Raw genomic sequence first — 11,880 nt, 5'->3', positions numbered from 1 at the left:
AAGAATGGGGGAAAGAGCTTGCGGAAATTCAGTGTTTTCGTAACAGGATGTTGTATGCTATTAGCCATCTATTTCATTGGTGTAACCGCGCAAATCTCGGGTGGCGATCACATATGGTGGGGGTTATCCAAGGACTCTGCTCATTATTATTATTTGCCATGCTTAGTTGTGGCTTTTGTCAGTTTGATCACGTATCTAAGAGCGGATGATTAGACGGAAGGGGCTGTCTTTAAGGTCAATTGACCTTAAGGGCAGTTTTTTTTGTTGGAGATAATAAAATACATATTTTGATATACATAAGAATCTGACATGAATGGAAAAACTAAACATTACTTATAATTAGGCGGGGGTATATGTGATTAAGGGACAGAAAATCGAGAAGCTTTTATGGAGCATTGCGCTACCCGGGTTTGGGCAATTTTTAAATAAAAAGTACTTGAAAGGCGTCGTATTAATTACACTGGAAGTCATCATTAATGTCCAAGCACATTTAAACGCATCGATACAAATGAGCTTTCAAGGGGATATTGCTGGCGCTATCGCGGTAACTGATTATCAGTGGTTGATGTTCTATCCATGCGTCTATATGTTTGGCATTTGGGATGCTTATCGCGATGCGGACGAGGAACAGAAACCATTGGCTTTTCTTCCTTATGTAGGCGCGGCTTTTTTTGCAACGGTAGGGATGATGTATTCTCCTTATTTTTTAGGTCCTGTGTGGCTATCCATGCTATCTTGCTTCGTTGGCGTAGGCGCGGGGGTTTTATTGAAAAAGTGGGTGCTATCACTCGAGTAAAATCAAAACAGCAGTCGTGGACTTCATAATCGAAGTCTGCGGCTGCTGTTTGCTTTTCTGCTGGATAAGGCCTATTGGGAAATGGAGACTTTGAAAAAAAGAATCAGGAATAACGCACAAGCGAAGGAAACGACAAGAGCTGTAATTCGTTTAGTCTGATGGAGCCGTATCGTCAAAAACATGGCAAAATAAAATCCAATCGACCAAACAATCGTCCATCCATGCTGATAGGTAATCCGCCCACTTACATACCAAATATACTCGATAATCGAAAAACCAGAAATCCAACTTACATAATAAACGTATTTTTTGACTGTTTGCTCAGGATAGAAGCGGAGATACAGAAGCGTAGTTGCAGGAAGTAGAACGAACGTGTTGACGAGATCAGTCATGCGATGATTAAGTAAAAGGTCAGGACGAAAAGCCCAAATCAAATAATCATGACATAGAAAGTTGTAGATCAAATTGCAAAAAGATACAAATAACATGGTTGCGTAATAAACATGCCATTTCTTATAGGCTTTAGTGATGATGACAGTAAGCATAAAAGCCGCGTTTGTTAATAGGATCACAGACAAAGCCCCTGAATTTTATTTGTCTAGCTAGTTGGAATTTCTGCCTAATTAGTTTTCACTTATAAATGAATAAATAAACTTAACGAAACAAAAGGAATTCATTCCTCGTCTAACCTATATAGAGAAAATATGGAAGGTGCGATGATTCCTTGAGAAAGACGATGTTCGTTTACAGCCTACTGTTTACGGGATGCTTGAGTGTGGTCTGGCCCTCGGGTCAAAGTTTCGCTGCGGAGCACAGTGTAAAGGTGACTCTGCCAACGTTTCAAGTGCAGCTTAATGGTCATCATGTCGAGAATCAGAACCGAGAATATCCTCTTTTGGTATACAACGATATTACCTACTTCCCTATGACTTGGTACGATGCTCGATTGCTGGGATTGGAAACCGTTTGGACACAGCAGAAGGGCCTTTCCGTTACCAAAGGAAAAGTGACCTCTTCGTATAGGCCGTACGCGACCAATCACACCAATCCTACGGTGGGCCGAGCGACTATTCCTGACTATGCAATGACCATCAATGGGGTAGCTGTGGATAACTCCAAAGAGGAGTATCCGCTATTAAGTTTTCAGGATATTATCTATTTCCCATTAACTTGGCACTTTGCGCATGATGAGTTTGGTTGGGATTATGCGTGGAATGATGCGAAAGGGCTCTCCATTACCTCGAAAAACCCACAGTTGGAAACGGTGAATCTCCCAGCTTCTGCGGGGCAGAATGATGTGGCTGTGTTTAAAGGCTATTATTATTTCGTGAAAACAGAGGGAGAGACGAATCGGGTTTACCGGGTGCCTGTGGAAGATCCATCGAAGGAAGAGCTGGTTTATGCTTATGAACTGGGTACCTCTTACGGGAAGAATGAGTCTTTGACATTCCAGATTCGAGATCAGGAACTCTGGTTCTCTTATCATAGAGGTGGAGCGACTATGGGCTCTGATGCCTATTGCCTAGTACATGAGGATGGCAAAGCAACATTGGAGCAAGAGGGCTATCTTGATTTTAAAAGATTACCTAACGGCACGTTGTATATTCAACAAGGCGTCCCGCCGGGAGGAGGCAACTTGAGAGCGCTGCTCCCAGGCACGAAGTATCTGGATGGCCAACAAGTAGGGGACGACCGCCATATTTACGGCTGGCATATCACAGCGAATGATTCGGGCACAAGTTATAAGGGAGATCGCTCCACAACCGTTATTGGAGATGATGTTTACGTAATGAGTTCTTCGTTACCGGTGGACAGCAAAGAGGTCAATCAAATCCATCGAATTCATCTCAAAACCAATGAATCGGTCAAGATCGTTTCAGAAGCAGTCAGTCAGTTTAAGATCATTAATAAGAGGCTCTTTTATGTAAAAGATGTCGATCACTCCCTGTATGCAGCCCATATGGATGGTAAGAATGAACAGAAATTATCGGACAATCAGGTGGCTGATTGGTTTGATGAAGTAGACGGAACAGTGTACTATACCGCTGCTAATGCAAGTGGGCAACGGCATGTATACAGAGCGGAACCCTCGGGTGAGGATGAACTTGTAGTGGCCGATCCTGTGGAAAGCGTGCAACTCGTGAATGGTAAAATAATTGCCAAGCTTGCAGCAGATGAAGCCTACGGCCTCAAAATATGGGACCACACAGGCCAATTGTATACGGCCATCGCTGATCAGATTTCGGATGTATTTGCCTATGAGGATGAAATTATTCTAACTACAGCTGAAGACAAAAAGATACAAATCATGAAATAAAACCGATGGAGATGATTCCGTGACCAAGTGGGCAACATTGCTGCTGTCGGCAGCACTGCTTTTCATATCTGTTCCGCAGCATATGAAGGCTGAAGAAGTAATGGCAACATCAGACCAAATGCCGTATGTCACCTTATTTGATGAGTATACGTTGTATACGGGGAAGGAAACAAAAGCGAATCAGGCTATAGGCAAGCTAAGTGCTATGCAGACTGTTCATCTTGCACCGATTGATCGCAACCAACTGCTGGGGATCACGAATATGGAGAAGGTTGAGGTCGAGACTTGGCTGGGCAATGTGTGGATTAATATGAAAGAAGGCTCCTTCAAGTATGGCCGAATAAAGGTTCAGGAGCAGCCGCTGACTTTATTGGAGGAAGAGACGATATATGATGCGCCCAACAAAAGTACACCCTATCGCCTTTCACCGCAAAAAGTACAAACTGTTGCATCTATGGACATTTGCGATCCGTACACGCCATGTTCCTCGAAGGATCAATGGTATCTTATCCAAACCTCGTGGTTAGGGGACAAATGGATTCGCCCTTATCATTATGAAGAGAAATATCAGGGGACGCCGGTCGAAGGGATGATATCCATTGAACAAGAGACGGAGGTATACAGGCTGCCCTTTGAGAAAACGACCACGGAGGAGCCTAAATTAAAGCCGCAGATTATCAAACCGCTCCAAAAATATTCATTGATACAACGGATGACACCGCCAAGTATCTGGTATCAGATTGAAACATCGAAGGGGCTTAGATGGATTACGTTTGGCAGTTCCCACGGTCTCGGGTACGAGAATATTATCCGAATCGATCAGCAGGTGGAGATTCCATTCCCGTTTTATTATCTGGAAGTTCCGCAGATCTATAGCCAAAAACTAGCAGGGCAGCAGCCACCGCAGACCGTACATGCAATTGGTCAAAGAGAAGGCTTGTACTTCGTAGTAGTCGGCAACACAGGTCAATGGATCAACTTGGCCAAGGATATGGCCTTGCATATTACAGGCGATTTCGCGGCAGACAGCAAGCTGGGCGTTAAGCAAAGCGAGGCTGTTATTCAGCTGACAGATAAATCCATTGCGCTGGATACGCCATACGTCGATGGCTCGCTGACGGAGCATATTCTCACCTTCACGCCGCAGTCCGTCACGGCTTCGCGTGAGTGGAAGTCACCTGCCGGGGAAGTCTGGTATTATATCCACACGTGGCAGGGAGCTAAGTGGGTTCGACCTTAGCAGCCACAGCGATCTAATTGGTGGCGAGGTAGTGAAGTCCATAAGTTAACCAAATGAAGTGGTACACATTGACAGCGCCATAGATCAGAACGGTTAACGATAAACACGGCTGGACCCAGCCTTTTTTTTGAATATGGGGATAGAGGAACATGAGTGATACGGGAAGTATCAATTTAACGACATAGTAACCGACGACATGCCATTCGTAAATGGTTCGAATCAGTGGATTCAACTCTTCGATAAAGGCGAGGTGGAGACCGATGTCCGTGAAGATAGCGTCACAAAGACAGAGGACTAGCAGCCAGACTAACGTTTTACTGACGAAAAGCTGGCGAAGGATAGGCATGAGCATGGCTGGCATTTCCTCGCTTTCAATTTTGAGAAGGGAGTGTTTGTATTTTATGATACATTATGTATCAAGATGTTTGCAAGGCTTGATTGGAATGCTGCGGACTGCGCGAACCTGAGTTGGAAATTGTAGGCTAAGTTAAAAAAAGAACCTAACACGCTGCTTTCGCAAGCAGGTGAAGGTTCTTGATCTTTGGATAGGAATCCTAGAAGACTTTGGTCGTCCAGGACTCGCAGTTCCATGTCTCTGTGACGACATCCCGATAAAATTCCGGTTCGTGGGAGATCAGCAGGATACTGCCTTTGTAAGCTTGAAGCGCGCGCTTCAGCTCTTCCTTCGCATCCACGTCCAGATGGTTGGTCGGCTCATCGAGTACGAGCAGGTTGGATTCACGGTTGATCAGTTTACATAGACGAACTTTGGCTTTCTCTCCGCCGCTCAGCACGGCAATTTTACTCTCAATATGCTTCGTGGTGAGTCCGCATTTGGCCAGCGCCGCGCGCACTTCGAATTGTGTGAAGGACGGGAACTCGTTCCAAACTTCTTCAATACATGTATTGTAGTTCGTATCTTTCATCTCTTGTTGAAAATAGCCAATGAAGAGGTTCTCTCCACGTTGAACCGTACCGGACAAGGCGGGGATTTCGCCTAAAATGCTGCGCAATAACGTTGTCTTCCCGATTCCGTTCGCGCCGACAAGGGCGATTTTCTGACCGCGCTCCATGTGGAGGTCGAGTGGTCTGGACAACGGGTCACCGTAACCGATCACGAGCTGTGTCGCTTCGAAAATCAGCTTGCTGGACGTGCGCGCTTCTTTGAAATTAAACTGAGGCTTAGGTTTCTCCTTCGCAAGCTCCAAGACGTCCATCTTATCGAGCTTCTTCTGCCTGGACATCGCCATGTTGCGCGTAGCAACGCTCGCTTTGTTGCGGGCAACGAAGTCCTTGAGCTCTGAAATTTCTTGCTGTTGGCGCTTGTAGGCCGACTCATGCTGCTGCTTTCTCATTTCGTGAACTTGTTGGAAATGCTCGTAGTCGCCAACATAGCGGTTCAATTCCTGATTTTCCATATGATAAATCAAGTTGATGACGCTGTTAAGAAACGGAATATCGTGTGAAATAAGAATGAAGGCATTCTCATACTCTTGCAGGTAGCGACGCAGCCATTCAATGTGCTGCTCATCGAGATAGTTGGTCGGCTCATCGAGCAGCAGAATGTCGGGTTTCTCGAGCAGCAGCTTGGACAGCAGGACCTTGGTGCGCTGCCCGCCGCTTAAATCATGGACATCCTTCTCGAGTCCAATATCGGTAAGTCCCAGCCCGCGGGCCGTTTCTTCGATTTTGGCATCGATCATATAGAAATCTTGATTCGTTAAAGTATCTTGAATGGTTCCTACATCTTCAAGCATACGTTCAAGCTCTTCAGGCGATACTTCGCCCATGCGGCCGTACATATCGTTCATTTCCTGCTCCATATCGAACAGGTATTGGAAGGCACCCTTGAGGACGTCGCGAATCGACATGCCTTTGCTGAGTACGGCGTGCTGGTCGAGGTAACCGACGCGCATACGTTTGGACCATTCGACTTTGCCGTCGTCCGGTTGAAGCTTACCCGTAATGATATTCATGAAGGTGGATTTCCCTTCACCGTTGGCGCCGATGAGTCCGATGTGCTCCCCTTTGAGGAGGCGGAAGGACACATCGTTGAAGATGGCGCGGTCTCCGAAACCGTGACTTAATTTTTCGACATTTAATATGCTCATGAATGACACCTTTTCTTGTGAACTTTTTTCTATCCTTATCTTTATTTTAGTATAAACGATATGGCCCTAACAACTCCCAGATGAAAGAAAAAAACCGACTCCACAGAGTCGGTGTATATTTAGGCAATCGTTTAGGTAATTATTTAGGCAGTTATTTAGGCAATCGTCGCCAAGTAATCGTCCAGTTGATCGAAAGTTCCGCCGAAGCCTTGGCGCATGCTGTCGAGCATACCGGTGAAGAATTGGTTTTCTTCTTCTGTAGTGTTGATAGGACCACCGCGGAGCGGCAGTGGTGAATGCAAGAGAATGGGGATGCCCGCTGAGGGTGGTGCAACGACAGTCAGTTCACCCGCTAGTGCACCCAGATATCCGAGTGGTACGCCTTCATGAAGTTCAGCAGCTTCTCCAGAACTTCGACGCCCTTCGTCTCGGATTCTTTGGCTTGGAGCAGCAGGGCAATTGCCCGGTCCGCTGTTGCCGGCTCCTTGGGCGTTCCGCCTTCGGGGAACGGGAACATGTCGCGCAATTCGCCGAGCGCTTCTGCGACAACGGCATAGTGGGCTGCAGCTTCGGCAGCATGGGTGCGGACGTTGCGTTCAACGACATTGCTGCCGTCCCATTTTAGCGCCATTTCCCGCAGGTACTCGGCAGCAAATTCCCTCGCATCAGCAGCGACAGCTGCGTTATAAGCATTGCCGAATTCATCAGCGCTGCGCTTTTCCATAGCTTCGATCCAAGCCTCATATCCCTTGAGGCCCTGCACGTAGCGGTCTTTAAACATATGCGCCCACTCACGTCCTCGAGCATGATCGACAATCATATCGAGCGACATTCGCAGAATTTCATATTTGGAGTGGGCGAGGCTATCTTCAATGGTAATGAGGAAGAGGACTGGAATTTTGGGCTGACCGAATTGGGAATAGGAAAGTGTGCCATCTTGCGAGACATCTTTGGCATAGAACAGCTGTTTGTCATCGTCGTAGCCATAAATCAGACCGAATTCTGGTGTAAAGAGATCGAAGGCAATGGCAGGATAACCTTTATCTACAGATCGCTGAATTAAGGCGATCGTTTTCTCCAACATGTCGGGCGAAACGGGGACAGAGGCTTCTCCCATATTGCTGGTGAAGCCGAGATTACAGAGATTACGGCGAAAAATATAGCCACCGGGAAAAGAAGTGGGCCCAGCCACATTGACCTCGATCGGGTCGATATTCAGGCGAAACGCATGTCCCGCAATGCCCATGACGTCAATCAGAGAGAAGCTCTTTTTATCCGTATAGCTAATTGATCCATAAATAGTGCTTGCAGCGGATGACAAGGTCTTCGTCCAGTCCCGGTTGATGCGTTGTTCCACTAGCATAGTAGTAACCTCCATTGAACAATCAGATTGGGGGAGAGGCAAGGATAATCCGCTTGGGCAGACCTAGGGCGGCTCTTTGCTGCACGTACCCATTCAGAGAGACGCGAATTCTTTCTCTGCACACTTTAGAGCGTGAGCGTGACAGGATGTTGTACACATTGGCTGTTTTGGTCTGAAAAAGGGCCGCGATTTGAACAGGAGTCAGCTCATCAAAAAAATGAGCTTCAAAGACGGCCCGCTCACGCTTGCCGAGGCACGACAGCAGATCACGTAAGCATTGAAGCATATCGGCTCTCAGGAAGGATTCCGCAGGATCATCACGATAGCGCGCTTCGTCGATTGCCGAGCCCGCCAGCCGGAAGAGGATGCTGTCGACGTCCGCCCAATCTGTAGGTACTAGAGTCTCTTCCGCTTGGTGACTGAAAGATGAGAAAGGCTGTTCTTTGCCGTAAAGTCCTCCACGGCGCAGCTTCATATAAGCTTGATTGCGAACAATTCGCTGCAGCCAAGGTACGAAGCGATCTGCATTCATCAAGGTGCCGATGTGCATGAATGCCCGAATAAGCGCATCCTGCACAATATCCTCGGCGATGAAGGTGTCTCGCGCTATCGATGCCGCAAGGCCGAGTGCTTGGCTTCGATGGTGGCGTACCAGATCCCCGAATGCTTCTCTATCTCCAGCACGTGCCCGCAGGACAAGCTCCCGTTGTGTTTCCTTATCGCCATCCTCGAGCTGTTCCAAGTGCCTAGTCATTCTCTCACTCTCCCCGTTATCTCATAGATGCCACCGAAGCGTGGGAATCTATCATCACACGAAAAAAAAGGAATGCAGCTGAGGATGCTGTTCTCCTCGCGTCTGCAATCCTTCGTCTTGATGTATCGTAAATCTCATGTCGCCCGCCGACCGTGCTCCACCTTGCGGTAGTCCTTCGGTACGACGCCTTTGCTTTCCCGGAAAATACGAGAAAAAGTTTTGTACGAGCCGTAGCCAACCTCAAGAGCAATTTCGGTCACACTCATGTCCGTGGACACGAGCAGGCTGCAAGCATGCCGCAAGCGCAGGTCATGCAGGAAATGGACGAACGTCTGGCCGGTCGTTTGTTTAATGACTTCGCTAATGCGCGAGATGCTCATCGAGAATCGTGAGGCCAGATCTGACAAGGCCAGATCCTCTTGATAATTTCGATGGATATAATGAATAATCGGCCAAACCGTGTGACTTGCTTTCGAACCCGCCAGCGGAGCGCTTTCCGCTAGCTCGAGCTGACCGGGGGGGAGATGTTTCCAACGAATACGATCGAAACGAACGAGAATTTCCTTGAGTCTAGATTTCAGAAGTGTTTGCCGATAGCGCTCGTCCCCTTTGTATTCGTGATACATATCTTCAATGAGCGCGCTCATATGCTCCTGATCATGGCCGCTGAGCTGGACGTAGGCAGGCAAGGTATTCATAACTTGAAAAAGACCGGAAAGGCCCTGATCGTTGCCGGGCTCCATCAGCAGGTCCATACTGAATGTGCAGTTGTATAGGATTAGTTTTTGACCTGGATCGGTGAAAATTTCATGCACTTGATAAGGCAGCACGAAGGTGAAAGTCCCTGGCGTCATCTCATGCTTCACGTCATTGATCATTTCAGCGCCATGTCCGGCGACGACATAAGAAAACTCCAGATAGTCATGTCGATGCGCCCTGAACCCGCGATCCAGCGTATTGCGGCTGAGATGGAAGGGGAAGGATGAATCCATATTTGGGTACGTTTTCAGGTAATCGGGAAAGTACGTCATAATAAGGCGGGTCTCCTTCGAAGAATTGGGACGTTTTCCGAAATATAGGTACGATTTCTTGGTCTATTTATTTTATCATAAAAGCAGTTGAAACAGGATGTGCATATGAGGAGGAGTCTTACTGTGGGAAGCGTTAACAAAATTAGATTAGGTATTATTGGTGCAGGGAATATTGGCGGCGTTCATATCCGCGAGTTTTCTAAATTAGCAAATTTGTGTGAAATTACAGCGATAACAGATACGTATCTGCCGTTAGCAGAAGCGCGCGCCCAAGAACACGGGATTGCTTATGTGGCAGCAACGCCTGAAGAGCTTATCAATAGCGCGAATGTAGACGCTGTCATTATCGGCGTGCCTAACCAGTATCACGCATCACTAGCTGTGCAGGCTATCGAAGCCGGCAAGCATGTGCTGATCGAGAAGCCGATGGGCATCAATGCGGAAGCGGCGAAACAGATTTTAAAAGCGAGTGAAGCTTCGGATACCGTGGTCATGATCGGCCACCAAATGCGCTGGGAAGCAGTACCTTTATTGATCAAAGAACAAATCGACGCGGGCGAATTAGGCAAAATTTATACAGCCAAAACCGGCTGGTTCCGCCGCAAAGGCATTCCGGGCTGGGGAACATGGTTTACGAAAATGGATGAATCAGGCGGCGGTCCGCTGATTGATATCGGTGTGCATATGCTGGATTTGGCCTTGTATCTGATGGGCAATCCTAAGCCGGTATCCGTTTTTGGGGCCACCTATGCAGAGTTCGGGCCTCGTAAGAAAGGGATCGGCACTTGGGGGAAACCGAATTGGAACGGCACTTATGACGTGGAAGATTTGGCGACCGCTTTGATCCGCATGGAAGATGGCAGTACGCTGACGCTGGAAGTTAGCTGGGCGGTTCATATGGATACAGACAATACTCCGTTCATTCACCTCATGGGATCAGACGGCGGGGCAAGCTACAAAGGGGCTGCGGGCAAGTTGCTTACCGAGAAATTCAATCGAGCTATTGAGACAGATTTGAAAAAACCAGAGGATGACGAAGGCGAACGTCTGCGACTCAGCCTACATTTCCTGGATTGCATTAAGGAAGGCAAGCAGCCAATCACATCCGCTTTGTCGGGATTCACGAATAATTTGATTTTGGATGCCATCTACGAATCCTCGCGTACGGGGAATGAAGTGAAATTAAACTGGGACATTTAACTAAGGAGGAATAACCATGCTTAGAGGATTAACGGGAGCAGGACTAGGCAAGCTGGAAAGCACGGAACAGTTCATCGAGTTAGCGGCAAAATACGGCTTCCAAGCTGTCGACATCGACGCGCTTGGTTTAGTCGAGAGCCACAGTATGGATGGCGCGCGCGAGCTGCTTGCCAAACATGGCCTCGTCATTGGCTCAATCGGGCTGCCGGTTGAATGGCGCAAAACGGAAGAAGAGTTCCTCGCAGGCCTGCCAAAGCTAGCACAAGCAGCCGAGGCTGCTGCTGCATTAGGCTGCACGAGCTGCTGCACCTATGTGCTGCCGTCAACCGATTATAAAGCTGCGCATTTTATGGCGCTGGCTACGCGTAGATTGCGTACATGCGCCCAAATTCTAGGCGCTTATGGTATTCGTTTTGGTCTGGAGTTCGTAGGACCACATCACCTGCGTACGCAGTGGGCAAATCCGTTCATCTGGACCCTGGAAGAAACGCTGGATTGGATTGATGCGATCGGCGAGAGCAACGTGGGTCTGCTGTTCGATGCATACCACTGGTATACGAACGGGTTAACAGTAGCAGATATCGAAAAGCTTCGCGTGGATCAAATCGTCCATGTGCACATCAACGATGCACCGGATGTGCCGCTTGCGGAAGTGCGCGACAATGGACGCATCTATCCGGGTGAAGGCGTTATTGATTTAAGCGGCTTCCTGCAAGGCTTGCAGCGCATTGGCTACAAGGGCGCGGTTGCTCAGGAAATTTTGACGGCGGCTCCGCCGGCGGATTCCCCCGAGAACTTGGTGCAGCGCTCCAAAGCAGGTTTTGATAAAGTGTACGCAGCCGCGAGCATTTCGTAGGTGTCAAAGTGGCATTCGGTTTGGGCCGAATGCCTGTAATGAAGCAGGTTAGCCTATGGCTGGCCTGCTTTTTTGTGCGGAAGCGGAAACGGAAGCTGAAAGACCACCTTACGGCCAGCCGAACTGCCCCGCCAGCGGCTTGCGGAGCAGATAAGAATGAAATTCAGCGTTAAGGAGCACGCCTGAATGGAACCCATCGCCGTAAGGTTGAA

General features: G+C 48.1%; 13 protein-coding genes. 6 read left to right on the top strand and 7 right to left on the bottom strand.

The window, feature by feature from the left end:
* Positions 1–54: 54 nt before the first annotated feature.
* Positions 55–213: a hypothetical protein gene (locus IEY34_RS33135; RefSeq protein ID WP_194455276.1), complete on the top strand. Its 159-nt coding sequence runs from the start codon at positions 55–57 to the stop codon at positions 211–213.
* Between the two features lie 142 nt (positions 214–355).
* Positions 356–796 carry a hypothetical protein gene (locus IEY34_RS33130; protein WP_189020106.1) on the top strand — a complete coding sequence of 147 codons (441 nt, stop codon included), beginning with the start codon at positions 356–358 and terminating at the stop codon, positions 794–796.
* Positions 797–867: 71 nt separating this feature from the next.
* Here IEY34_RS33130 and IEY34_RS33125 read toward each other — a convergent pair whose 3' ends face one another.
* Positions 868–1,368, bottom strand: a complete 501-nt coding sequence (locus tag IEY34_RS33125) for a CBO0543 family protein (protein ID WP_189020104.1) — start codon at positions 1,366–1,368, stop codon at positions 868–870.
* Between the two features lie 152 nt (positions 1,369–1,520).
* Between IEY34_RS33125 and IEY34_RS33120 the strand changes: the two genes are divergently transcribed.
* Together IEY34_RS33120 and IEY34_RS33115 are read left to right on the top strand one after the other, a co-directional pair.
* Entirely contained in the window at positions 1,521–3,113 is a 1,593-nt protein-coding gene (locus IEY34_RS33120) for a DUF5050 domain-containing protein (protein WP_189020102.1), read from the top strand.
* A 19-nt stretch (positions 3,114–3,132) separates the two neighbouring features.
* Entirely contained in the window at positions 3,133–4,353 is a 1,221-nt protein-coding gene (locus IEY34_RS33115; protein ID WP_189020100.1) for a hypothetical protein, read from the top strand.
* 13 nt (positions 4,354–4,366) lie between these two features.
* On the opposite strand, the gene IEY34_RS33110 is transcribed toward IEY34_RS33115, so the two are convergent.
* The 6 genes from IEY34_RS33110 to IEY34_RS33085 form a co-directional block, all read right to left on the bottom strand.
* Entirely contained in the window at positions 4,367–4,705 is a 339-nt protein-coding gene (locus IEY34_RS33110) for a DUF5658 family protein (RefSeq protein ID WP_189020098.1), read from the bottom strand.
* A gap of 202 nt (positions 4,706–4,907) precedes the next feature.
* Positions 4,908–6,464 carry an ABC-F family ATP-binding cassette domain-containing protein gene (locus IEY34_RS33105; protein WP_189020097.1) on the bottom strand — a complete coding sequence of 519 codons (1,557 nt, stop codon included), beginning with the start codon at positions 6,462–6,464 and terminating at the stop codon, positions 4,908–4,910.
* A gap of 155 nt (positions 6,465–6,619) precedes the next feature.
* A complete protein-coding gene (locus IEY34_RS33100; protein WP_189020095.1) occupies positions 6,620–6,766 on the bottom strand; it encodes a hypothetical protein in 147 nt (48 codons plus the stop codon).
* A 50-nt stretch (positions 6,767–6,816) separates the two neighbouring features.
* A complete protein-coding gene (locus IEY34_RS33095) occupies positions 6,817–7,827 on the bottom strand; it encodes a hypothetical protein (protein WP_189020093.1) in 1,011 nt (336 codons plus the stop codon).
* Between the two features lie 22 nt (positions 7,828–7,849).
* Complete coding sequence (locus IEY34_RS33090; protein WP_189020091.1) at positions 7,850–8,581, bottom strand: RNA polymerase sigma factor; 732 nt, start codon at positions 8,579–8,581, stop codon at positions 7,850–7,852.
* A gap of 134 nt (positions 8,582–8,715) precedes the next feature.
* Positions 8,716–9,612, bottom strand: a complete 897-nt coding sequence (locus IEY34_RS33085; RefSeq protein ID WP_189020089.1) for an AraC family transcriptional regulator — start codon at positions 9,610–9,612, stop codon at positions 8,716–8,718.
* Between the two features lie 123 nt (positions 9,613–9,735).
* On the opposite strand from IEY34_RS33085, the gene IEY34_RS33080 reads away from it, so the two are divergent.
* Both IEY34_RS33080 and IEY34_RS33075 read left to right on the top strand, forming a co-directional pair.
* Positions 9,736–10,812, top strand: coding sequence for a Gfo/Idh/MocA family protein (locus IEY34_RS33080; RefSeq protein WP_189020087.1), 1,077 nt, complete (start codon positions 9,736–9,738; stop codon positions 10,810–10,812).
* A gap of 16 nt (positions 10,813–10,828) precedes the next feature.
* Entirely contained in the window at positions 10,829–11,668 is an 840-nt protein-coding gene (locus tag IEY34_RS33075) for a sugar phosphate isomerase/epimerase family protein (RefSeq protein ID WP_189020085.1), read from the top strand.
* Positions 11,669–11,880 lie beyond the last annotated feature (212 nt).

Source organism: Paenibacillus marchantiophytorum, from assembly GCF_014640555.1.
Taxonomy (GTDB): Bacteria; Bacillota; Bacilli; order Paenibacillales; family NBRC-103111; genus Paenibacillus_E; species Paenibacillus_E marchantiophytorum.
This window is presented reverse-complemented; position numbering and strand designations above follow the sequence as displayed.

Bases quoted from the DNA above. Each gene is read 5' to 3' on its own strand.
- IEY34_RS33095 (WP_189020093.1), bottom strand. From the start codon at position 7,827: ATGCTAGTGGAACAACGCATCAACCGGGACTGGACGAAGACCTTGTCA.
- IEY34_RS33105 (WP_189020097.1), bottom strand. From the start codon at position 6,464: ATGAGCATATTAAATGTCGAAAAATTAAGTCACGGTTTCGGAGACCGC.
- IEY34_RS33110 (WP_189020098.1), bottom strand. From the start codon at position 4,705: ATGCTCATGCCTATCCTTCGCCAGCTTTTCGTCAGTAAAACGTTAGTC.
- IEY34_RS33135 (WP_194455276.1), top strand. From the start codon at position 55: ATGCTATTAGCCATCTATTTCATTGGTGTAACCGCGCAAATCTCGGGT.
- IEY34_RS33075 (WP_189020085.1), top strand. From the start codon at position 10,829: ATGCTTAGAGGATTAACGGGAGCAGGACTAGGCAAGCTGGAAAGCACG.
- IEY34_RS33090 (WP_189020091.1), bottom strand. From the start codon at position 8,581: ATGACTAGGCACTTGGAACAGCTCGAGGATGGCGATAAGGAAACACAA.
- IEY34_RS33085 (WP_189020089.1), bottom strand. From the start codon at position 9,612: ATGACGTACTTTCCCGATTACCTGAAAACGTACCCAAATATGGATTCA.